The sequence below is a fragment of the Methanobrevibacter sp. genome (assembly GCF_045126245.1).
Taxonomy (GTDB): domain Archaea; phylum Methanobacteriota; class Methanobacteria; order Methanobacteriales; family Methanobacteriaceae; genus Methanocatella.
Map to the genome: position 1 here is coordinate 1 of NZ_JBGVOG010000037.1, position 22,777 is coordinate 22,777.

Annotated in this window: 31 protein-coding genes and 1 pseudogene; 26 read left to right on the forward strand and 6 right to left on the reverse strand. The window is 37.7% G+C overall.

Features of this window, described 5'->3' with window-relative positions; genetic code table 11:
• The 4 genes and pseudogenes from ACJMLZ_RS02855 to ACJMLZ_RS02870 all read right to left on the reverse strand — a co-directional run.
• Positions 1-630, reverse strand: a pseudogene (locus ACJMLZ_RS02855) (3-methyl-2-oxobutanoate dehydrogenase subunit beta); the annotation flags it as partial.
• On the reverse strand, positions 630-914 hold the full coding sequence (locus ACJMLZ_RS02860) for a 4Fe-4S dicluster domain-containing protein (protein WP_405303859.1): 285 nt from the start codon (positions 912-914) through the stop codon (positions 630-632). The pseudogene ACJMLZ_RS02855 and the gene ACJMLZ_RS02860, both read right to left, overlap by 1 nt.
• Before the next feature lies 1 nt (position 915).
• A complete protein-coding gene (locus tag ACJMLZ_RS02865) occupies positions 916-2,583 on the reverse strand; it encodes an AMP-binding protein (RefSeq protein ID WP_405303860.1) in 1,668 nt (555 codons plus the stop codon).
• Positions 2,584-2,603: 20 nt separating this feature from the next.
• Positions 2,604-3,164, reverse strand: a complete 561-nt coding sequence (locus ACJMLZ_RS02870) for a helix-turn-helix domain-containing protein (protein WP_405303861.1) — start codon at positions 3,162-3,164, stop codon at positions 2,604-2,606.
• A 194-nt stretch (positions 3,165-3,358) separates the two neighbouring features.
• On the opposite strand from ACJMLZ_RS02870, the gene ACJMLZ_RS02875 reads away from it, so the two are divergent.
• Entirely contained in the window at positions 3,359-3,730 is a 372-nt protein-coding gene (locus ACJMLZ_RS02875; RefSeq protein ID WP_405303862.1) for a hypothetical protein, read from the forward strand.
• Between the two features lie 12 nt (positions 3,731-3,742).
• On the opposite strand, the gene ACJMLZ_RS02880 is transcribed toward ACJMLZ_RS02875, so the two are convergent.
• The gene (locus tag ACJMLZ_RS02880; protein ID WP_405303863.1) at positions 3,743-4,552 is read right to left on the reverse strand and encodes a CPBP family intramembrane glutamic endopeptidase; all 810 of its coding nucleotides are present in this window, start codon (positions 4,550-4,552) and stop codon (positions 3,743-3,745) included.
• A 9-nt stretch (positions 4,553-4,561) separates the two neighbouring features.
• On the reverse strand, positions 4,562-5,494 hold the full coding sequence (locus ACJMLZ_RS02885) for an NAD-dependent epimerase/dehydratase family protein (RefSeq protein ID WP_405303864.1): 933 nt from the start codon (positions 5,492-5,494) through the stop codon (positions 4,562-4,564).
• 113 nt (positions 5,495-5,607) lie between these two features.
• Between ACJMLZ_RS02885 and ehaA the strand changes: the two genes are divergently transcribed.
• The 25 genes from ehaA (at position 5,608) to upp (ending at position 22,724) form a co-directional block, all read left to right on the forward strand.
• Positions 5,608-5,997, forward strand: coding sequence for an energy-converting NiFe hydrogenase A subunit EhaA (gene ehaA / locus ACJMLZ_RS02890; protein WP_405303865.1), 390 nt, complete (start codon positions 5,608-5,610; stop codon positions 5,995-5,997).
• Positions 5,990-6,487, forward strand: coding sequence for a hypothetical protein (locus tag ACJMLZ_RS02895; RefSeq protein ID WP_405303866.1), 498 nt, complete (start codon positions 5,990-5,992; stop codon positions 6,485-6,487). Before ehaA ends, ACJMLZ_RS02895 begins: the two co-directional genes overlap by 8 nt.
• Positions 6,488-6,491: 4 nt before the next feature.
• On the forward strand, positions 6,492-6,740 hold the full coding sequence (locus tag ACJMLZ_RS02900) for a DUF2109 family protein (protein WP_405303867.1): 249 nt from the start codon (positions 6,492-6,494) through the stop codon (positions 6,738-6,740).
• A 7-nt stretch (positions 6,741-6,747) separates the two neighbouring features.
• Positions 6,748-7,011 (forward strand): DUF2108 domain-containing protein, encoded by a 264-nt coding sequence (locus tag ACJMLZ_RS02905; RefSeq protein ID WP_405303868.1) that lies wholly within the window; start codon positions 6,748-6,750, stop codon positions 7,009-7,011.
• Complete coding sequence (locus ACJMLZ_RS02910) at positions 7,008-7,268, forward strand: DUF2107 family protein (protein ID WP_405303869.1); 261 nt, start codon at positions 7,008-7,010, stop codon at positions 7,266-7,268. The genes ACJMLZ_RS02905 and ACJMLZ_RS02910 overlap by 4 nt, the downstream gene beginning before the upstream one ends.
• Positions 7,265-7,858 (forward strand): EhaF family protein, encoded by a 594-nt coding sequence (locus ACJMLZ_RS02915; protein ID WP_405303870.1) that lies wholly within the window; start codon positions 7,265-7,267, stop codon positions 7,856-7,858. Before ACJMLZ_RS02910 ends, ACJMLZ_RS02915 begins: the two co-directional genes overlap by 4 nt.
• A complete protein-coding gene (locus ACJMLZ_RS02920; RefSeq protein ID WP_405303871.1) occupies positions 7,858-8,553 on the forward strand; it encodes an EhaG family protein in 696 nt (231 codons plus the stop codon). The genes ACJMLZ_RS02915 and ACJMLZ_RS02920 overlap by 1 nt, the downstream gene beginning before the upstream one ends.
• Positions 8,554-8,562: 9 nt before the next feature.
• Complete coding sequence (locus ACJMLZ_RS02925) at positions 8,563-9,234, forward strand: hypothetical protein (protein ID WP_405303872.1); 672 nt, start codon at positions 8,563-8,565, stop codon at positions 9,232-9,234.
• Positions 9,235-9,242: 8 nt separating this feature from the next.
• A complete protein-coding gene (locus tag ACJMLZ_RS02930; protein ID WP_405303873.1) occupies positions 9,243-9,458 on the forward strand; it encodes a DUF788 domain-containing protein in 216 nt (71 codons plus the stop codon).
• A 9-nt stretch (positions 9,459-9,467) separates the two neighbouring features.
• On the forward strand, positions 9,468-10,340 hold the full coding sequence (locus tag ACJMLZ_RS02935) for a respiratory chain complex I subunit 1 family protein (RefSeq protein ID WP_405303874.1): 873 nt from the start codon (positions 9,468-9,470) through the stop codon (positions 10,338-10,340).
• A complete protein-coding gene (locus ACJMLZ_RS02940) occupies positions 10,337-10,591 on the forward strand; it encodes a hypothetical protein (RefSeq protein WP_405303875.1) in 255 nt (84 codons plus the stop codon). Before ACJMLZ_RS02935 ends, ACJMLZ_RS02940 begins: the two co-directional genes overlap by 4 nt.
• 8 nt (positions 10,592-10,599) lie before the next feature.
• The gene (locus ACJMLZ_RS02945; protein ID WP_405303876.1) at positions 10,600-10,902 is read left to right on the forward strand and encodes an energy-converting hydrogenase subunit EhaL family protein; all 303 of its coding nucleotides are present in this window, start codon (positions 10,600-10,602) and stop codon (positions 10,900-10,902) included.
• A 10-nt stretch (positions 10,903-10,912) separates the two neighbouring features.
• Complete coding sequence (locus ACJMLZ_RS02950; protein ID WP_405303877.1) at positions 10,913-11,305, forward strand: DUF1959 family protein; 393 nt, start codon at positions 10,913-10,915, stop codon at positions 11,303-11,305.
• Between the two features lie 35 nt (positions 11,306-11,340).
• Positions 11,341-11,790 carry an NADH-quinone oxidoreductase subunit B family protein gene (locus tag ACJMLZ_RS02955; protein WP_405303878.1) on the forward strand — a complete coding sequence of 150 codons (450 nt, stop codon included), beginning with the start codon at positions 11,341-11,343 and terminating at the stop codon, positions 11,788-11,790.
• Positions 11,787-12,911 carry a nickel-dependent hydrogenase large subunit gene (locus ACJMLZ_RS02960; protein ID WP_405303879.1) on the forward strand — a complete coding sequence of 375 codons (1,125 nt, stop codon included), beginning with the start codon at positions 11,787-11,789 and terminating at the stop codon, positions 12,909-12,911. The genes ACJMLZ_RS02955 and ACJMLZ_RS02960 overlap by 4 nt, the downstream gene beginning before the upstream one ends.
• A complete protein-coding gene (locus ACJMLZ_RS02965; RefSeq protein ID WP_405303880.1) occupies positions 12,912-13,940 on the forward strand; it encodes a 4Fe-4S binding protein in 1,029 nt (342 codons plus the stop codon).
• Positions 13,937-15,304, forward strand: a complete 1,368-nt coding sequence (locus ACJMLZ_RS02970) for a 4Fe-4S binding protein (protein WP_405303881.1) — start codon at positions 13,937-13,939, stop codon at positions 15,302-15,304. The genes ACJMLZ_RS02965 and ACJMLZ_RS02970 overlap by 4 nt, the downstream gene beginning before the upstream one ends.
• A 4-nt stretch (positions 15,305-15,308) precedes the next feature.
• Positions 15,309-16,355: a hypothetical protein gene (locus ACJMLZ_RS02975; protein WP_405303882.1), complete on the forward strand. Its 1,047-nt coding sequence runs from the start codon at positions 15,309-15,311 to the stop codon at positions 16,353-16,355.
• Between the two features lie 20 nt (positions 16,356-16,375).
• A complete protein-coding gene (locus ACJMLZ_RS02980) occupies positions 16,376-17,266 on the forward strand; it encodes a formylmethanofuran--tetrahydromethanopterin N-formyltransferase (RefSeq protein WP_405303883.1) in 891 nt (296 codons plus the stop codon).
• Between the two features lie 9 nt (positions 17,267-17,275).
• Positions 17,276-18,208, forward strand: coding sequence for a carbohydrate kinase family protein (locus tag ACJMLZ_RS02985; RefSeq protein WP_405303884.1), 933 nt, complete (start codon positions 17,276-17,278; stop codon positions 18,206-18,208).
• Between the two features lie 41 nt (positions 18,209-18,249).
• Positions 18,250-19,077 (forward strand): 4Fe-4S binding protein, encoded by an 828-nt coding sequence (locus ACJMLZ_RS02990; protein ID WP_405303885.1) that lies wholly within the window; start codon positions 18,250-18,252, stop codon positions 19,075-19,077.
• Positions 19,078-19,092: 15 nt separating this feature from the next.
• A complete protein-coding gene (locus ACJMLZ_RS02995; protein ID WP_405303886.1) occupies positions 19,093-19,728 on the forward strand; it encodes an HPP family protein in 636 nt (211 codons plus the stop codon).
• A gap of 61 nt (positions 19,729-19,789) precedes the next feature.
• Positions 19,790-20,587: an amidohydrolase family protein gene (locus ACJMLZ_RS03000; protein ID WP_405303887.1), complete on the forward strand. Its 798-nt coding sequence runs from the start codon at positions 19,790-19,792 to the stop codon at positions 20,585-20,587.
• 228 nt (positions 20,588-20,815) lie between these two features.
• Positions 20,816-22,105 carry a uracil-xanthine permease family protein gene (locus tag ACJMLZ_RS03005; protein WP_405303888.1) on the forward strand — a complete coding sequence of 430 codons (1,290 nt, stop codon included), beginning with the start codon at positions 20,816-20,818 and terminating at the stop codon, positions 22,103-22,105.
• Positions 22,098-22,724: a uracil phosphoribosyltransferase gene (gene upp, locus ACJMLZ_RS03010; RefSeq protein WP_405303889.1), complete on the forward strand. Its 627-nt coding sequence runs from the start codon at positions 22,098-22,100 to the stop codon at positions 22,722-22,724. Before ACJMLZ_RS03005 ends, upp begins: the two co-directional genes overlap by 8 nt.
• Positions 22,725-22,777: the final 53 nt, after the last annotated feature.

A 22,777-nucleotide genomic window follows, 5' to 3' on the forward strand; every position in this document is an offset into this window, starting at 1 on the left:
AATGGAAGTAATGAGGTTGTCCATGGTTTCTGCAGTTCCTTTCACTGCCCAGTCCTTGTCATTTTTAGGTTCGATAGCTTCGGTAGGGAACTCCAGAGGTTCAGCCATCTGTCCCAATGTACCGTCAGCAAGTACAACCACAGGATTTCTCCATTTGTCTGCAAGTTCAAAAGCTTTCATGGTCAAATCACACATTTCCTGAACGCTGTTAGGTGCCAAAACTATGTTTTTATAGTTTCCGTGACCTCCGCCCTTGACGATTTGGTTGTAGTCTCCCTGTTCGGGTCCGATGTTTCCAAGCCCAGGTCCTGCCCTCATGATGTCCACAATCACTGCAGGAAGCTCTGCACCTGCAAGGAATGTGAAACCTTCCTGCATAAGGCTTATTCCAGGTCCTGATGAGGATGTCATAACCCTGTGTCCGGTTCCTGATGCACCATAAACCATATTGATGGATGCCTCTTCACTTTCGGCCTGTACAAAGTTTCTTCCGACCATCGGGAAGTATTTGGACGCTTCATGCAATATTTCGCTTGCGGGAGTAATCGGGTATCCAAAGAAACAGTCGCAGCCAGCATACATTGCGCCGATAATAACGGCAGTATTTCCTTTTACCATTTGATTAGCCATTATTTTCCCCCTTTATTAGCTACTTTAGCCTTTATCATTCTTCCAACTTCATCGTTAACAATCTTTTTATATTGATGTACTTCCAGCGCCAAAGGTTCCGGGCATGTGAAATAACAGTCTTTACATCCGGTACATCCGTCGCCGCTGTAGAATGCAAATTGATATCCTGCGTCATTCATGTCTTGTGATAGTAATATTGCATTTTGAGGACATCCGACTATACATCTCATACAGCCTTTGCAAATCTCCTTATTAATAACTGGGTAAGATATTTCTTCTGTCATTTTATCCTCTATTTTGATCTTTTTCTCTAATTTCAACTCTCCTTGTTTTACCACTTATTGTCTCTGGCAGTTCATCAGTATATTCAACCATTCTTGGGTATTTATAAGGAGCTGTAACTCTTTTAACATGATTTTGAATGTCTTTAGTAAGTGATTCTGACGGTTCGAAGTCAGGCTGAAGGACAATTGTTGCCTTTACGATTTGACCTCTAACCTCATCGGGATAAGCTGTAATTGCACAGTGGCGCACAGCTTCGTGGGAAAGCACTGCGCTTTCCACTTCATACGGTCCTATACGGTATCCTGAAGATTTGATGATATCATCGTTTCTTCCAACGAAGTGAACATAGCCGTCCTCATCAACCCAAGCGGTGTCTCCACAATGGTAAAATCCGTCATGCCATTGTGCGGCCTGCTTTTCAGGGTCTTTATAATATTCTTTAAACAGTCCTGGTGGAACCCCTTCGGATACATCAAAACAAAGCTCTCCCTCATCACCAATTTCAACTGGATTGTCATCTTCATCGTGAAGTTCCAGTTTATAAAGAGGAGAAGGCTTACCGATTGATCCGACTTTCGCATCCAACCAGATGAATGTTCCGATTGACAGTGTGGTTTCGGTTTGTCCGAATCCTTCCTTGATTCTCAAGCCCGCAATGTCATAGAACCTTTCGGACACTTCAGGAGGTAATGGTTCGCCTGCTGTTGCAACATATTTTAGATTTGAAAAGTCATATCCGGAAATGTTTTCCTTAATCAAGAATCTGTAAACGGTTGGTGGCGCACAGAATGTGTCCACCTTATTTTCTATGATCTTTTCAAGCAGTTTTATTCCGTTGAACCTTACATAGTCATATATGAAAACTGCTGTTCCGGCAATCCACTGGCCGTATATGTTTCCCCAAACGGCTTTTCCCCATCCTGTGTCTGATGCGGTGTGGTGCACTCCGTCTTCCACAACATTTTGCCAATATTTTGCAGTAGGGATGTGGCCCAGACAGTAGGTGTGTCTGTGTGAAACCATTTTCGGAAGTCCGCTGGTACCTGATGTGAAATAAATCATGAAAACTTCATCGGACATAGGATTTTCATCTCCGGCAGGTCTTTCATAAACCGGGCTTTCGTCTTTTATCGCTTCGTTGAAATTGATCCATCCTTCCCTGTCGGTTTCAATCACGAGCTTTATTAAATCCCAATCAAGCTCTTTTTCAGCTTCTTCATAATCCGGAAGTAAGTTGTCTTCTTCTACAGACACGATAGCTTTTACTTCTGCTTGCTTTAATCTGAAATCGATATCATGAAGCTTTAGCATGTGGGTTGCAGGAATCGCTATGGCTCCGAGCTTGTGCAATGCAACCATACAAATCCACCATTCGTATCTGTTCTTTAGGGTAAGCATTACCTTATCGCCTTTTTTGATGCCTAATCTTTTAAATAGATTTACTGTCCTGTTTGAATATTCTTTCATGTCTTTGAATGTGAATGTATGCTTTTCATCATCGTTTGTCCAAATCAAAGCTATTTTTTCAGGGTCGATTTCGGCATATTTGTCTACCACATCAAATCCGAAGTTAAAGTCATCATCATATTTTAATTTAAAGTTTTTATAAAAGTCTTCATATGAGTTGAAATCAACTCTTTCAACAAAATCTCCTATTAGTGAAGTCATTCAATTATCTCCTATAAGCATTATATTATCACAGCTAAAAATTTAGCCGGTTTATCGTTAAGCGCTACCATCGCATGTCTGTGTGCTGAATCAAAGAAGATGCAGTCTCCTTCGTTTAATACTATTTCATTGTTGTGGATGTATATCTTAAGTGAGCCTTCAAGCACATAGTTGAATTCCTGACCGGGGTGTGAATTAAGTGAAGGCACGGGATTCTTTTCGGGGTCCACAACAACAAGGAATGTTTCAGCCTTTTTGTGAATGAAATTTGAGCATAGGTTTTCGTGGGTGTACTCTTTTCTGCGGTCAACTGAAACTCCTTTGTTTGCACGTGTAACATCAAAGATGCTCATTCTGCTTTCTTCGCCAGTTAATAATAATCCTAAATCAACTTTAAAAATATGTGCAAGTTCATATAAGAAGCTTGCAGGGATGTCTACTTCGCCTGTTTCATATTGAATGTAAGTTTCATCTTTAATATTTAATTCAGATGCAAGTTCACTAATTTCAATATCTGAAAGTTCTCTCAATTCTCTAATTCTATTCCCAATATCTTTGTTGTATTCATTCAAAATAAACACCTTATTTTTTTTTCAATTGATTATAATGATATAATAAATATTATAACATATAGTAAGTATGATTTTAACTTTATTTAAAGGTTGTTAAAAATCGTGATAATTCGTTATAAATTCACAAATTTTCAAAAAAATTAAAGTTTATATATTAAAAAAAATTAATTCTAATTAATCAATAATTTTAAAATGGTGAGCTGATGGCATCTTCAGAAATAGGTAACAATGTAACTTTCAAAAAGCAATTAGGTTTAAACTATGAAATCGACCAGAAGTATGTGGGAATTAAAATGAAGGAAAACAATATCTTGTCCTTTAATTTCAGAATTCCTGGAGCTTTAAAGGATGAAGTTGAAGCATATTTCAAAAGATTCAAATTGGGAGAGCCTATTTTGGTCGATATCGGTGGAACCGGAGATATCAGATGCGATTTTAAAGGTGTTTCACCTGTTTTGAAAAATAAGGATGAATTCGACCAGTATTTCATCTCAGCAACCTTGCAGGAAGACAAGAAATACGACCCTCTCGAAGAGGAAAAATGTGAAACCTGCAGCGGATGCGGATTCCACTAACCAACTCTTTTTTTAATTATATTTTATTTTCAATGCACCTATTTCATCAAGGATATATTTTATAAGAAGTATTGTGGACACTCCCACTAATCCTCCAAGCAAAATAATCCATGGAAACTGTGAAACCATCGCGTCAATGTTTATGACATCCAGCAGTGTCGCCACAAGATTGTTTATGAAGTGAACGCTCATGGGAATCAGGATATTGTCTGTTTTAAGGTATAGGATGCACATGCATATTCCGAAAAGAAATGCGCTTATTATTCCTCCAAAGTCATGGCCGATTGCAAAAATGAATGATGAAATCACCATTGCAGGAACGATTCCGGTTCTGATTTTCAGTCTGTTGAAGATCACTCCCCTGAATATCAGCTCTTCCATAACAGGGGCATATAATATTGTAGCTATTGCGCTGAAGAGGAATGCGCCGGGAGTCAAATCCACATGGTCAATGTCAAATCCGGTAATCCATGTCGGGTCAACGATTCCCATTGCAAAGTCCATGGCGACAATGACAAAAAGGAAGATAAACGCAAAGATAATGTTTATTGCAAAGACATAGAGTATTTCATTCATATTCTCCTTTAAAAAAAGCTTCTCAAAGTCTTCGCTCAATCCTACAGTGTCCTTTAGGCACCATGCGAAGAAAAACAGCATAAACGATAAAAGCAGTATGAAAAGCAGATCATCATTGTAATAGAATTCGGGAAATATCGCCACTACCACTCCGCTGAGAATGATTGAAATAATTATTCCAACAATAAGCTCTCTGATTCTAATTGTTCTGAGGCGAACATTAAAATCCCTCACCTGCCTGTCCATTATATTATCTCACAATACTGTTTTAAACCAGTTGATTGTTTCTTTCAGCTGTTCTTCAAAATTATCTGAATCGGATTTGAAATTGATTTTTTCAAGATTTGAAACGTCAGCCAGGGAATGCTTGATGTCTCCTGCTCTCTCGGGAAGGTATTCCGCTTCAACATCGCTTCCAAGAGTTTCCTTAATAATCTCATACAATCTGTTGACAGAAAGTTTCTTTCCTGAAGCGACATTGACTATTCCGTTATAATCGGATTCACAGGCCTTGATATTTGCCTGGACAATGTCCTTTACAAAAATGAAGTCTCTTGTCTGCTCGCCGTCACCATAAATTACAGGCTGTCTGCCTTCAAGAAGCGCACTGATAAAATTAGGTATCACTGCAGCATATTGTGAATTTTTGTCCTGTTTCGGTCCGAAAACATTGAAATATCTAAGAGCAGTGTAATTCAGACCATAGCTGTCATAAAATGACTGCAGATATAACTCACAGCTTGCCTTGGAAGCGGCATAAGGTGATGTCGGCATCGGAAGCTCACTTTCTTTAAGTGGCATATTGAGATTTTCCCCATAAACTGCAGATGATGAGGAAAATATGATTTTTTTAACGTCATTTTTCACGGCGGACTCTAAAAGCTTTATGGTGGCATTGACATTGTTTTCGGTACATCCTACAGGGTCATCAACACTTAACGGAACACTGGCCATGGCAGCCAAGTGGAAGATATAGTCGATATCCTTCAGCAATTCATCCAAATTTGCATTGCTTAAGTCTTCAATTACAATTTTCAAATTCTCGTGTTCTGGATTTTTTAAATTTTTTAAAGCCCCTGTGGAGAGATTATCAACAATTGTAATTTTATTATTGTCTATTAGCTCATCTGCGATATGTGAGCCAATAAATCCTAGTCCACCAGTAATTAAAATATTTTTATTCTTCATTGAGCCACCAATAATTAATTTAAATAATAATTAAGCTATTATTTATTATTTTTAAGTAACAATATTTATATATTTTTATATGTATATTTATTAGTTGAGAGGAGTCTAATAATATGTTTGATTTGGTGTATGATACCATATTTTTTGCTTCATATGGCAATATTTATGGAATTGGCAATATAACCATTGGTCCATTTGACATTTTGATGGCTTATATTGTAGCTATCGTAGTATCAATTATAGTAGCGTTAGTTTTAAGGATTCCATTATTGCCTGGCAAACCATATAGGTATTCTTTTGATGTGAGTGCATTATATCCTACTCCAATAATAGCCATGGGTATTTTTTCAATTTTCTTGGTTTTAAACTATACTTTCATTTATAATGGAATTGTATTGGCGGCTGTTATAGGTATTTTGTCCGCATTGTTTGTGAAATACTTATTTGATTTCGTATTTCCAAAGCCTTTGGATGAAAATGGTGGGGAGGATAGCAATGAATGAAATAATTGGAATTATAATTGCTGCTATTCTATGTTGGATTAACTTTGTTATTGTCGACACCTATTTCGGACTTCCTGAACAGCCTGGCGTTAGAGGAGCAAGGATTGTTGGTGAGGATGTCAAAAGAAGAGGTGGAGACATTGCTGGCGGATTTTTCCAAGGAAATATTTTATGTTCTCCGGATGCTTCTGCCGGTACATTAATGGCTTCCATCGGATATTTGCTTTTAGGAATTCCCGGAGGGATTATTGCGGCATTTCTTGTATGCATTGGTAACAGATTATGTGCTGATCCGGGATATGCCGGAACTGTTGGAAGTTTAACCGCAACAATTATCATATTTATTTGTTCATTTGTTGGTTTTACTCCTGAAATGTTTATTGTGGGGATGGTAATTGCTATTTTAACCATTCAGGGAATAGATCAGGTTAGGGCATCTATAATTTTAGGAAAGATAGCTCAGAAACTCAATAGGCATGCAGAGGAGTGATAACATGTATGTTGAAATTATTGGAATTATAGTCATTTTCGTAGCATTGAGAGCTTTGATAACTCAAAATAGGGCTGAAAAATTACTTTATTTGAACGTTATCGGATTTGGAGTTTCTGCAATTATTGCTTTAGTCATCAATACTCCATTTGCTCTTGTAGTTGCAGCTGCATTCTTTATTTGTTCCACAATCAGTGCAAATGCAATTGCATATACATTAAAAAGGCTGGATGACGAGATAATATTGGAGTGAGACAAAAATGGAAATCGTGTCAATAATCGCAATGGCTTTAATGCTTATAGGTGCGTTTGGGATAATATTTCTCAAAAAACCGTTAGATAAAGTCATAATGTTTTCAATACTTGATGCAGGATTCGTATTGGTTCTTGTCTTGTTCAAATATTTGGATGTGGCAATGTTTGCCGCTTTGGCAGACCCGTTATCCACATTGGTATTCATTCTGGCCATTGTGAAAATTAAAGAAATCAGAGAAAATAAGCTGAACAGTGGTGATATACAATGATTGACGTGCAGATATTCTTTTATTTCGGTATATTCTTAGCAATCGTCGGAAGCATTGCTACAGCATGGGGTCCGGGAGTAAACGACCCTATCGTAAGAACCTTCAATACTGAAGTGGCTTCAATCGGTGTATGCCTTGTGTTATTATGCTATAATCATGTTTTGGCATTATTGACATTGCTTGCAACCACTGTAATCATTACATTAATCTTATTTAGAGCTATTATTCGTTTAGAAGAGATGGGGGCAGACGTATGAGGATTGGAGTTTTATGGAATAAACTTGCTGAGCCTAAAAACATTCCTCGTCTTTTTGCTTTCAGTTTAGGAATTATCTTAATCATCGGTTTAATAGTGCCGATGGCATTGAATCCAGATCAAATTTATGTAAGGCCAGCCCCACAAGAGCAGGTGGATGACGGCTTGGCTATCGCTCCTTATGATAGGGGAGGGGAGGTTTTAAAACAACCTGGCAATATTAACCCTCAGTATCCGGATAATTCCGCTGAACTGGGTATGATAACTGGATATATGTCTCCTCTGGCGGAATGGGTGTCATCAATATCCCCATATTTCGGAACATCAATTTATTCATCTCCTGGTGGGCTTATAGATGAAATTTTATATTATACAAGGGGTTTCGATACAATATTGGAGTCCAGTATTTTAATGATGTCATTCATTATAGCATCATGGTTATCCGTTAACTATACAATGAATAGGAAAAATGAGGAAAACGAAATTAAGGAAGATGTTAAAAAGGCAATTAATAACTCTACACAGGTAGCTAATGAAGTTAAAGCCAGTGACCTCAAGGCCAGAACAAAACAATTGAGGAGGGATAACTGATGGTTCTGATACCTGCATTTGTTCCTGAAGCATTCATTGCAATGTATTTGCCTGCAATATATGCAGGTTTGATTGTCGGGTTCATAGCAACAATGGCAATCGCCATGAAAAGAGAGGAACTTCACATCCTCATTTTGACTGATTTGGTGGGCCTTGCCATGATATTCGTTGTTTCTGCAGTGGGAACAGACCTTGCGGAAGCGTTGATTTTACCTGGTCTGGTTGTAGAGTTGGCCGAAACTTTGGCAATTTCCGAGATACTGATTACTCGCGAAATGCGTATAATTGAACAGGACCCTAGAAGAAACTTAAGCAAGTCTGCGTCCCTGTTCCCTCAGCCGTTTTCATTGAATATGGAAATATTGACTACAGCTCCTAATTTCATAGCTTTGGTATTAATCGGTTATGGAATTTTCCTGACAGGATTTACCGGAGGGGCGGTAGCCGGTGGAGGAATTGTTTTATACGCACTGTCCAAAAAGGCAAGAGGATTGCCTGTATTGGTATTGGATGGAATTGCAGGAGTTTCCGGAATAGCTTGGTGTTTATGGATTATAGGATTTTTACTGTTCTTCGTAACACCTCAATATTGGTTATTAAGCTTATTCCTGGCGGCTTGCGGATTATTATTAAAAGTAGCTTCAAAAGTAGGATTGATTGGACTGCTTATGAGAGAGGACATTGACAAGGAGTAGGTGAGGAGTATGGATTTTGTTACACTTGGAGGAAATTTGCTTGGAACAATTCCACTTGGAGACATTGTGTTGTACATCACACCATTTAACCTGTTCCTTTTCGCAGTTTTACTGGGTTTTACTGCATTGATTGCATTCAGTAAACCTGAAACTCAGATAGAAGCTACCATGCATTATTTAAACAATACTGAAGTTAAGGTAGGTCCAAAGGAATTCAAGCAAAGAAGATTCCTGTCTGTAATCTGCGGTATAGCATCTGCAGGCGCCATGATAACAGGAGATTTATTTAATTTCACTCTGTTCATGGCTTTGGTTGGAATCTTGAATATAGGTATTGTATCCGCCGTAAAGCAGACAAGCGTTTTAAACTCAGCATTTAATTATGGTTTGATTGCCATGATGTGCAGTTTACCGCTGTTTGGTGGAGCGGCAATTATACTTGCATCAACAGGAACACTGTCCCTGGCTGTATTGTCTCAGATGCCTGCCAGTCCGATGGTCGTATTTGGTGCAGCATTGATGTTGATTGGAATCTTAGGTGAAAGTGGTGTAGCGCCATTCTTTGCAAGTAAGGCAGAAATGTTCAGGACTGCAGGTTCTCCGTTTATTGTCATTATTCACTTAAGTTCCCTGTTCATTATTGTAAGAGCTGTTGAAATTTTATTATTGGTATTGTGGTAGATGGTAGTATGGTTAGTCAGAAATTCACATGTATTGTATTATTGGCATTATCAACAATAGCTATCCTTGCCTGTCTGGTCATTGACTTTGAGGCATGGATTGTTTATACAGTTCCCATATTTGGCATTCCATTATGGATTTTATCTTTAGGTTTATTGACTATGGCTAAACCAAGGCCTGAAGATGCAGAAGAGAGGGTGAAAGAACCATTTACTGGGTATTAGAGTGGTATTATGAATTTGATGGCGGAAATTTTAATTCAGGTTATTATTGCATTTCTGGCGGGAAGCTTGCTTCTAGGATTGCACAGAAAAATCATGGCGCGTGTTCAAAAACGTCCGGGACCACCTATAGTCCAGCATTTGATACACTCTTTGAAATTTTTCTTTAAGGAAACTGCAATTCCAAAAACAGTTTCAAAGGTATTTTATATTGGTATCGTATTTATATTGGCTTTGGTTTGGATTGTAGGGGTTATTGTAGGGCCGGTAGCTCATGATTCATTATTGATACTGTTCGGTGTTTATGCGGTTTATAAGATTGTTGAACACAACTCAGGATCAAGTTCCGGTTCTCCATACGGTAAGTTAAGTTGCGTGAGGGCTGTCCTTTCAGCGGCAAGTGAGCTTCCTTTGTTTGCAGCAATCATATTTGTCTATATGGTAACAGGCACTATGAACATTGGTGAAATCATTACTTATCAATCTGCTCATGGCCCATTGGTATTCTCAATTCCTCTTGCGGCTTTGATGTTCTTCATGCTGATTATTACCAAATCCCCATATTCTCCATTTGCAATTACAAAGGATAAGGTTCTGATTTCCGGTTTTGAAACAGAACACTTCGGATTCTTAAGGGGATTCATGCTGTTTTCAGAGTCCATCGCATGGTATGTTATGCTTTGGACATTCCTGACAATATTCTTCGGTCCGTTGAATGCTGTGGGGTATCTCATAGGAATGATTGTAATCACATTCATTACAGGATTTATCAATGCTACAACTCCAATATTCAGTCCGAATCATTCAGTCATGACTCAAATTACTATAGGGGCAATATGCTTCTTTGGAACTTTACTTATGATATTTACAGGGGTGGTTGCATGAATAGTGAAGATGTAATTGTTTATTTAACCGCACTGGTTGCCGTTGGAGTAGTAGTCATCGGTATTTTGACAACAGTTTTCCACTCACTCATCATAGCTCCGATAGTAGTTATTGGAATAATATTGGCGGCATTCGTATTGCTTGCAAAAGGCAACTTTTCACATAGGATTGAAAGTATAGAGAAAATATGTTTTGTTATAACATTTATAGCAATAATTTGTTCATTTATATTGCTTTATAAACCGATGTAGGAGATATTATGTTAGATTATATGATTTATATACTCGCATTTGCTGTTGGGTCCATTGTTGGTCTTGTTTATAGTTACAAACAACATGGAGAACCATTTGTTGCAGTGACTGATATTAATATAATCGCACTTGTAATTGCAATTGTAGGATGGTTTTTAGCATTCAATTCAGGCAATGTTATTTTATCTGCTGTTGGTTTTCTTTTAGGCGGATTTATAATGGGTGAACGACCTGGGTACGGTAGAAAAGAAACAGCCATCGGTTTAATAATTGCAATAGTTGTGTATTTGATTTTAAGAGTAACAGTATGATGTGATTGGAATGGATGATGATGCTAAATTAAGATTGATGCAAAAAAGAATTATAAAAAGTTATGCTTGGCAAAGAGATGTTGTAGTTCCACTTTCCAAGGAATTCGATTGTACTGTTGATGAGTTGGAGGATGTTTTCTTCGATTTGTTTGATATGGATACTCTTCAGGCATTGCACGGAACATTCATGTCTGCCGAAGAGATTTGCCTTTCACAAAAGCTCAATGCAGATTTAAGGCTGTGCTGGTTCATTCAAACATTGGAAGCGATAACTCCACAAGATGGTGAAAAGCTTAAAGAGAAATTGATTGGGGAGTATAAGAACGGAAAATCTTATGATGAGATATTGAAAGAAGGTAGATTAGAATTATTCGAATTATTAAAAGAAGAATCAAAGCGTTAATGTTTATTATATTATAATAAAAAAGAGGGAGTAAAATGTTAAATGCTATTAGGGATGTTGTGAGGAAAAGCTCAATTCATGTCTGCATCGTCAATTGTGGCGGTTGTAATGGGTGCGATGTAGAATGCGTAGCATTGCTGTCTCCAAGATATGATTTGGAGCAATACGGTATATACGTTCACAATAATCCTCGTGAAGCTGATGTCCTATTGTTGACTGGTGCTGTCACCGAACAATGGATTGATAACTTAAAAAGAATATATGACAAGGCTCCTGAACCAAAAATTGCAGTAGCGGTAGGAAACTGCCCTCAGTCTGGAGATGTGTTTGCTCAAGAGGGTGGCCGTGTAAATGCCCCTGCTTCTGATTTCATTCCGGTTGCAGCGGCAATTCCGGGATGTCCTCCTAGACCTAGTGAAATATTGGAGGCCATTTTGGCTGTCGGACCACAAGCTATTGCAGATAGAGGGAGGGAAAGCCAATGATAGTACCTATTGGCCCAATTCACCCCGCTTTAAAAGAACCTATCAGACTTAAACTTAAAACTGAAGGTGAAAGGGTTGTTAAGGCGGAGATTGAATATGGTTATGTTCATAGGGGAATTGAAAAAATAATTGAAGGTAAAACCTGGCAGAAAGGTATTTATCTGTCCGAAAGGGTATGCGGAATCTGCTCATATGAGCACACACAAACTTTCGCGGAGACCATTGAGAAAATTTCCGATGTCGACGTGCCGGTAAGGGCGCAATTCTTAAGGGTAATTACAAATGAGCTGGACAGAATTCAAAGCCATTTTCTTGCTAATTCCACATTCTTCAAATCAATGGATCATGAAACCCTGTTCATGCATGTTTTGGAGTTAAGGGAATATGCCATGGATTCAATTGAACTTTTAACCGGAAACAGAGTCAATATGGGTTGGAATGTTGTCGGTGGTGTCAGAATGGATGCTGACGAACGCCATTTCAAACCGATACTTGAAAACCTTGACAAGATTGAGGAAAGCTTTGACAGGGTTCGCGCATTATTTGCAGAAGGTCCTGCACTTGCATTAAGATGCAAAGGCATAGGTTACATGTCTAAAAAGGAAGCAATCAAAGGAAGGGCTGTAGGCCCGATTGGAAGGGCTTCCGGAATCAAAGAGGATTTGAGAAACGGACATTACACCTATGATGATTATTTTGACTTTAAGGTAATCAGAAGAAATGAAGGTGACAATTACGCAAGGACTTTAACCAGGTTTGATGAGATTCCGGAATCAATCAGCTTAATCAGACAAGCTATTGAAAACATTCCTAAAGGGGAAGTCCGCACACCTGTAGACTTGAAATCAGGATATGCAATGCGAAGAAATGAGGCTCCCCGTGGAGAGGTTACCTATATGATAGAGACAAACGGTAACCTAATCAAAAACATTTCAATAAGAACCCCTAGTATTGCAAATATGGATTCATGTGCAAAATACATGATTCGTGATGTTCCGACAGTTGCCGATGCGGTATCTACCTATGCATCATGCGACCCTTGCGTTGCATGCGCTGAAAGGGTGGCGATTACCAACGAGCACGGCAAGACTGATATAAAAGACTTTTACGAGGTAATCTAAATGTCTTCACTGATGTGGTATATTTACGATTTTGCAAGAAGGGCATGGGCAGATGCATTCACAAATGCAAAAACCTCTCCTGAAATTGCTGAAAAGCCGGAAAGATTTAGAGACTTCCCGAAAGTCAACAAGGAATATTGTATAGGTTGTGGGGCTTGTACCGTATCATGTCCTTCACCAAATGCGATAAAAATCATAAGGGACAAGGACAATGAGGAAAGCGAAGGGCTGACCTACCCGGTAATCAATCCGAGCGCATGTATCCGATGCGGTTTTTGTGCTGAAGTATGTCCTACTGACCCTAAAACATTGGAATGTGGTTTAAACCATTTAATCTTACCTGAATTCAACATTATTCCATCTAAAAGGCAGTTCATAGTTGATGACTATTTATGCATCAAGTGTAAGAAATGCATGAAGCAGTGTCCTGTCGATGCAATTGAAATAGTCAATGACAAACTTCAGGTAGACCAGCTGAAATGCATCTCCTGTGGGGACTGTTTAAATGTTTGTCCGGTAAATGGAGCTATGAAAGGTGTGTTTGTTGAAAATTTACAGGACCAAAAAGATTTGATTCTTTTGACTGTAAATTACCTTGAAGACTACATCAACAGCAAAGAAGAGGACTTGAGGTCTTTAGAACAAAATGACTTGTTGCAATATGATGTTCCCCTTTCAGGAATATGGGATGAGGCATTGAATATCCTTCCTGATGAAGAGGTTTCTTTAGAGATTATTACTAATGCCGTAAACAGACTTAAGATTAGAATTATTGATTGGGACGAATCCAAATGTGAAAAATGTCAGTTGTGCGTCCCGGAATGCCCTACAGGCTGCATCACTTTTGATGAGGAAAATGATACTATTTCAAGGGATAAGGATAAATGTTTACGTTGCAGTATTTGTTACCAGACTTGTCCATTTTCAGTAATCAAGTATTTCATCGCCAAATTCTCCCTCGATGACGGTGAAACTATTCATACTACTGTAAAGGCATCCAATTTAAATGAGAATATTGTTATGGAGTGAGTGTTATGATTGATAGTTATACTAAAACACCAAGACCATTAAGGCACGTTGATGTCGATTATGTCATTGACCAGACAAAATGTGCGAAATGCAGTGACAAGCCTTGTCTTACATCATGTCCAATTGATGCAATTTATATGGATGAGGATGATGGCTTCATCAAATTAAGAAATACCTGCTTTGGTTGCGTATTATGTCGTAATGCTTGTCCGTTCGATGCAATCACTCTTGATGTTAAAATGGATCCTCCTTTAAAGGAAAATGTTCCAAACATCAATGTAAAACTTTGTAAGGCATGTGGAGCATGTGTTCAGGCTTGTAAGAACGGTTCCATTCACATTGTAGCTGACGGTAAACAGGAGCCTCACAGTGAAATCGATAAGGACACATGTATCCGTTGCGGATATTGTTTCAGGGTATGTCCGACCGATGCGATAAAGTATGGCCAATTGCTTCCTAAGACAGTTAAGGGAGGTAAGGCCATAGTTGTAAACCAGGATAAATGTATCGGATGCATGACCTGTACCAGAGTATGTCCGTCAATGGGTGCGATTAATGTGGCTAGAACAAATAAGCTGCCTTATATCAATCCGGGATACTGTGCCAGATGTGAGGAATGTATGCATTCATGTCCTTCAACAGCAATCAAGTATTCGTCACGTAAGAAAGCTTATAAAATGTACAGTGAGATTAAATCATTTGATATCGTATCAAGCATTGCCGATTATGATATGAAAAGGCTGTCTCTTGACCTGATTAGTTTAAATAAGGTCTTGGAAAAGGTAGGAAAATCCATTGCTTTGGAATTCGATGACCAGAACTTTGAAAACTTCATTGAATACAATGTAAATGACATGATGGAAAAGGAACTGAAAATTAGTTTGGATTCAAGCATTGAAATTGATAAGTTTTCAAAGCTGTTCGGATCCTATCTTATGGACAGAAACATTGAGGTCTATGACAACAAATGTATTGCCTGCGGGGATTGCTATAACGTATGTCCTGTAGGGGCAATAGAGACAAACGGTCCGAATCCAATAAAAATCAATGATGATTGTGTATACTGCGGAAAATGTGTCGAACAGTGTAAATTTGATGCCATAGGTGCTTATGATGATTATTTCTACAGTAGGGACACTGATTTGTACTATGCAAGGTCATTTCTGCATGGTCAAAGGAAAGGTGATTTCTCACTTTCACAAACAAAATGTCAGGCCTGTGCAATATGTGTTAAAAATTGCCCAACAAATGCATTGGCATTGAATGATGATAAAATAGACTTCGACAGCGAAAAATGTATTTATTGCAGAACTTGTGAGGCGATTTGTCCTCTTGCGGCTATAAGAATTGTTAACTTCAGGTGATTGGATGTTTGAAAAATCATTTATTACAGATTGTGAAGGGCCATTGACTTTAAATGACAACGCTTTTGAAATGTCAGCTCATTTCATAGAAGATGGCGACCAATTGTTTAAAGTTCTCAGCTTATATGATGATTATCTGGCAGATATAGTCAAGAAAGAAAATTATAAAGCTGGAAATACATTAAAATTAATCTTGCCTTTCTTTGTTTGTGAGAACATAAAAAATTCTGACTTGATTGATTTTTCACAAAAAAATATTTATGCAGTCAACGATTCAAAATTCCTTTTAAATTACTTGAAGGAATCAATGAATACTTATATAGTTAGCACCAGTTATGGCCAATATATTGAGGCTCTCTCCAATTATATGGAATTCCCATTCAAAAATACATTTTATACGAAAGTAGATGTAGATGCCTTGACATTAACTGGTGAAGAAATGGAAAAAATCACAGAATTCAAACATGAAATATTGGACAATCCTGAAAACTATGAACTGTTTGATGAAATTTTCTTTTCTGAAATTCCGAAGATGGGCATATATGAAGAGATTGAAAAAGTAAATGTTGTTGGAGGCCCGGGCAAAAAATTGGCTATAGATGAGATAATCGAAAGAGATGGCATCGATGTTGGTGAAATCCTCTACATTGGGGATAGTATTACCGATGTGGAACCTCTTGAATTTGCCAGAAAGAATAACGGAATCAGCATTTCATTTAATGGAAATGAATATCCGTTGAAAGTGGCTGAAATAGCTATTGTATCTCCAAGTGCAATTGCAACTTGCGTAATAGCAAATGTATATTCAGACACTAATCGGGCCAATGTTTTGGCATTCATAGATGAATATAATGATTGTGATGATTTAAAAGTCTTATTTGAAAAATATGGCGTTGATTTGAATGTTAAGGATAAGTTCTTTGATGTCTTTGACAATGAAGAATATCCAACAATCAAAATTATTGATGATGAAAACTACGAGGATATCCTAAAGATAAGCAAAGACATGCGAAACAATATTCGCGGAGAGGATATCGGGGGATTGGGTTAAGTTTAACGGAAGGTAATAGAATGAGTTATGAAAAGGTGCAGGATACATTTTTTGAAGCTTTTGAAGGTAAATGCGTAAGAGCTTTAATTACCGGACCAAACGAAAAAATTGTAAAAAGGGCGGCTTATGATTCAACTTCAACTCCAAGCGCCGTAATCGGCAGGGTTGAAGGAGGGGTTGAAGGATTTTTGGATAAAAGCGAAACTCCCGACGGCAGATTTGGTGCGGTTGTGCAATATTGGTTGGATGGAAACGACGTGGAAAAGTTCGCATTCGAATTATCTTACAGATTAAGGCAGGACGTTTTGGTTAAACCGTTCACACGCATATTTGACTATTCAACATCAAGCAATGACGAATTTATTGAAATGATGGACATTGTTGGTCATTGCGGAGATGGTTATGAATGGATTGTCGAGGATTATGGAAGAAAAATGATAAATGTTCCGATTGCAGTCCCTGATTTTCAGATTGAAGAGAGATTCAGGTTAAATGATGGAATCATGGGTGGAAACTTCTGGTATTTATGTTCAACCCCTGAGGCAGTTTTGGATGCGGGGGATGCAATAATCGATGCAATAATGAATGTTGAAGGGGCCACAACTCCATTTGACATCTGTTCTGCTGCTTCAAAACCTGAGACAAACTATCCCGAAATCGGACCGACCACAAATCATGTTTACTGCCCTTCCCTGAAAGATACTTTGGGCGAGGAATCGAAAGTTCCGGAGGGTGTTAATTATATTCCTGAGGTTGTTATCAATGCAATCGATGAGGAATCAATGAACAAAGCTATTAAGGCAGGTATAGATGCCGCTTTGGAGTTTGAAGATGTGATATGTATATCTGCAGGCAATTTCGGAGGAAAGCTTGGGGATAAAAACGTTAATTTATTGGATATTTTAAAGTAAGGTTTTAAAATGGAAATTTACGATAATGATCTTAATGCAGAAGTAATAGGATTCGGAGCATTGAATGTAGACAAGCTGTATTCAGTGGACAAAATAGTTTCTACTGATGAAGAAAGCTTCATTAAAAGTGAAACTGACGCACCGGGAGGTTCTGCAGCCAACACTATCGTTGGATTGTCCCGTTTAGGTTGTTCAACATCAATCATTGGGAAAATAGCCGAAGATGAGGATGGCGATTTGATAGAATATAATTTGGCCATCAACGGTGTTTTCACAAACAATCTGATTTATTCCGAGAAAGGATCAACAGGAAAATGCATTGGATTTGTTGATAAAAAAGGTGAAAGATGTCTCTACATATCTCCTGGAGTAAATGATGACATTAAAATCGATGAAATAAATCCGTTGAATATCATGAGATGTAAGATAATGCATTATACCTCTTTTGTTGGAGAATCATTCAATACTCAAATAGAGCTTTTGGAAAAATTGGGTAAGGAAACTCTCCTAAGTTTTGATCCTGGAATGCTTTATGTTGAAAGGGGATTCGATGAGCTGAGGCCGATTCTTGAGAGAACGGATATTCTGCTTATCAATGAACCTGAATTAAGATTGTTATGTAATAATAGTGATGCCGATTTAAAAGAGTTAACCACAGGTCTTTTGGACTTGGGAATCGGCACAGTTGTTGTAAAGCAAGGTTCCAAAGGTGCTTTTGCCGTAAGCAATTCGGAAGAATGTTTTGTTGAAGCATATGAATGTGATGTTGTTGACACTACCGGTGCGGGCGACAGTTTCAACAGCGGATTTCTATATTCCTTTTTAAAGGGATTCAGCCTTGAAAAATCTTGCAGGATAGGAAATTGGGTAGCCAGCAAAGCCATTCAAGGTTTTGGAATGGAAAAGTTTCCTACAGCAAAAGAACTGGAGGAGTTCTTTTAGATTAATAATGTTTATTAAATAATTAGTTAGTTGGTAATAATATGAATGTATCTTTTATAAAACAGATGAAAAACCTTGAACGTGAAGTTCTTTTGAAATCTGTTGAATTAGATGATGATGGAGATGATTTCCAATTTGAGCTGGAAGATTTCAGTACTGAAGAGGAAATTATAGCTGTCGCACCTAAATGTGTAAGATGTAATACCTGTGTTGAAGCATGTCCTGTTAATGCAATCGAACCAGCTAATATTTTTAGAATAGCTAAAATAACTGATAAATGTGTCAAATGTGAAATATGTGTTCAGACATGTCCTATTTCAGCAATTAAATTGATTTACAATTCAGTTATTTATGACCATGAGGAAGATAAAGATGTTATTGAATATGATTTGAGTAATGTCCGTTCCCCTCATAGGGTAGTTAGGATGAATGATATTTCAATTGACTATTCGGTTGATAATAATTGGGATGATTGCGCTAATTTGTGTCCGACAAATGCATTCTCTCTTGAATTTAAAGAGTTTTTCGATGATTTAAATATGGATGTGGGAATCGAATTGATTGAAGATGAGTTATATCCATATGTCAATGAAAAGATGTGCATTGGATGCGGGGCATGTGTTGCGATATCACTAAATGATAATGCTGTTGAACTTGATAGATATATAGGGCCTATTGTCCACAGCAGATGCATCGATATCAACCATGATGCATGCGTAAATTGTTATTTATGTGAAGAGAATTGCCCGACAGGGGCTATTGAATTAATGGATGGCGAAGTTGTTCTTGACAATGATAAATGTATTAGATGTGTGGAGTGCACTCATCATTGTCCTGTAGGAGCATTAAAACGTGTTGAAATGGAATAAAATTGGGGTTTGTTTATGAGAGCAAAAGAATTAATGGATAAAAATTTTGTATATTTGAACTGTGATGACAGTGTTGTTGAAGTTTCAAAAGTAATGGAAGAAATTAGACGTTTTACTTGTCCTGTTGTAAATGACAATAAGCAGCTGGTAGGATGGATAACTTCTTTTGACATTACTCGCGGATTAAGGGAAGGTAATGAGAAAATTTCAGAAATCATGAGCGATTATGAAGATATTGCGACAGTTAATGAAGAGGATCCTGCAAGAAAGGCAGTTCTATTAACCGCCAACAACAAATATGTGACAGTTCCTGTGGTAAATGATGATAATCAGGTAATAGGAATGGTTCGCGCTTGTGATATCGTTGAACTTCTATCTGATTTATATGACATTAAGGTTGAAAATTTATACAAGGCAATGCAAAACCAGCTCAAAGGCGTAACATGGGAAGAGTTAATGGCTGCATCCGCTTTGGTGTCTACAAAAACCACTGGAGTAAAGATTTCTGCTGAAGAATATGAGGCAAATATCACAAATTCCACTTTCGGTGAAGCAATCTGGGCAACCGGAGGGCTTGAAAAATTCTTTGCAGGTTTGATTTCTGTTGGTGAAATGGTTATTGCTCGCCGTGTTGGAAGAGCAAGAAAATAAATTTATTATGGATAATGCCGATTTGCAGCATTAATCAATTTTCATAGGCGGTACATTAAATATGCAAAAAATAATAAATTCGCATTGTCATATCTATCCTGAAAAAATTGCATCAAGGGCAGTTGAAGGAATTAGGGATTTTTATGATTTGGACATGTCTTTAAATGGTAGAGTAGATAATCTTATAGAGGATGGGAATAAGGTAGGTGTCACCCATTATTTAATTCATTCCGTTGCGACAAGTCCAAAACAGGTCAGATCAATAAATGAATTTATTAGCGGTGTTGTAAATAGTGATCCTGACCTTTTTTCAGGTTTTGGGACGCTTCACCCTGACAGTGATGATATTGAAGGAGATTTTGAACACCTGGTAGGTTTGGGCCTTAAAGGCGTAAAGCTCCACCCCGATTTTCAACAGTTTGCTTTAAATGAAGACAGGGCATTTAAACTTGGCGAGGTAATCGACAGAGGCAATGTTCCGGTGCTGATTCACTGCGGAGATTTCAGATATAATTACTCCAATCCGGAACAGTTAAAGCCGTTTCTTGAGAAATTCCCCGACATGCGGGTAATAGGAGCTCATTTTGCCGGATGGAGCGTATGGGGCCAAGCAACAGAAAAACTTGCAGGAACTCCAAATTTATATGTTGATTTAAGTTCAAGCCTTTATGCATTGTCTTCTGATGAGGCCAATAAGTTCATTCATGCATATGGCGTTGATAAGGTTTTATGGGGTACTGACTATCCGATGTGGGAAGCTGAAAGCGAAATGGAGATGTTCCATAAGATTGGCCTTACAAAAGAAGAGGAAAATTTGATTCTTTATGAGAATTCCGCTAAAATTCTTGGCTTAAAATAATTTAGGCAACTATTTTTTCATAACTTTTTTTTCGATGTAAAGGAAAGTATTTTATAATTTTATTCAGATATATATTATTAATCAAAATTGTTAGAATGTATTTTGGTATTATATTTGAAGATATTTAGATAAATTCGATTTATTTGTTATATTATTCAATATAATTTCAATAGTTTTTTATCATTCTTTTTAATAATTTGAGATAAATATTGGTTTTTTGTGATAAATATGGTGGAAGAAAATAGTAATATGTTATTGGGTGTTGCTGATAAACCGCCTGCACTTAGAATGGTACTATTGGCTATTCAGCATGTATGTGCAATGTTTGGTGCTACAATTTTGGTTCCTATTGTTGTAAACACTACTGCCGGCGCGGATATATTGTCAATACCTGTAGCATTGGTTTCCTCTGGTTTAGGTACATTAATTTATTTAATTTGTACCCGTAATAGAAGTCCAGTATATCTGGGAAGTTCGTTTGCATTTATTGCTCCAATGATTGCAGGTTATGCAATAGGGGGTACTGGAAGTGTATTTACAGCTTTAATGATTGTAGGTCTTGTTTATGTAGTTATTTCATTAATTATTCGTGTTTCTGGTCCTGGATGGATTAACAAGTTACTGCCTCCTGTAGTGGTTGGTCCAATGATTATGGTTATTGGTTTATCCCTTGCTCCGACAGCCATCTCAGAAATTGGTTTGGATTTAGCCGTAGTTCCGTGGAAAAATTTAATAGTTGCATTTATTTCCTTTTTAGTCACTGCATTAGTGGCAGTTCGTGGAAAAGGAATTCAACAGGTTATTCCATTTTTAATTGGTATTATTGTAGGTTATATTGTAGCAGCGTTACTTGGTATGGTAGATTTTACTCAAGCATTAACTGCTAATGTAATTGAAATCCCTAAATTTTACCTCCCCTTCATGAATTATGACCTAAACTTTGCAGCTGTTCTAACTATTGTCCCAATTGCTTTGGTGACAATGGTGGAGCATGTTGGGGACCATAAGGTTTTAAGTGAAATAATTGGTCGTGATTTAATCGAAGATCCGGGTCTTCAAAGAACATTGCTCGGTGACGGTCTTGCTACATTTCTTGCAGCATTCCTTGGAGGTCCTGCAAACACCACTTACGGTGAAAACACTTCAGTTGTTGGAATGACTCGTGTCGCATCCACTTATGTAATCGGTCTTGCAGCTGTGATTGCAATTGTATTCGCATTTTCAGGACATTTGACTGCTCTTTTAACTGCTATTCCAGCCCCTGTTCTTGGTGGTATTTCAGTATTATTATATGGATTTATCTGTGTAAATGGTCTTAAAATTTTAATTCACAACCAAGTTAACTTTAACAACACTAAAAATGTTGTTGTAGCAGCAACAATGCTTGTTTTAGGTTTGGGAGGAGCATCAATTTCTCTTGCATCTGGTGACTTATCATTAGCTATTTCCGGAATGTCTCTTGCAGCTATTGTGGGAGTATTGCTAAATATTTGCATACCGGAGGAAAAACATGAATGAATTTGTTTTAAATCATCCATTAATAACTCATAAGCTTGCAATTTTAAGGGATATCAATACAGGAACAAAAGAATTCAGGGAATTGGTTACTGAGATATCAACAATATTGATGTATGAGGCTATGAGGGATGCAAAACTTGAAGAAGCAACCATCGAAACCCCATTGGAAAAGATGGATACCGGAAAGCTGAATGAAGATAATTATGCCATCGTTCCGATTTTAAGGGCAGGTATGGGTATGGTTGATGGAATATTAAATGTTATTCCGAATGCAAAGATAGGTCACATTGGTCTTTACAGGGATGAGGAAACATTCCAGCCGGTAGAATATTATTATAAGATGCCTGATGGAATCGACAAGAGGGAAGTTCTTGTAATTGATCCTATGCTTGCGACCGGTGGAAGCGCATCAGCCACAATCTCAAGACTCAAACAGGATGGAGTAACAAAAATCAAGATGCTGTGCATTGTTGCAGCTCCAAAGGGTATCAAAACTCTTGAAGAGGACCATCCTGATGTGGAAATTTTCTGCGCAACTGTCGACAGGGAATTGAATGAAAATGCATATATCCTTCCGGGTCTCGGTGATGCCGGTGACAGGGTATATGGAACAAAATAGTGAAGTTTAGCTTCACTTTTTTATTTCTTTTTTTTATATCATTCAGGTGTTTT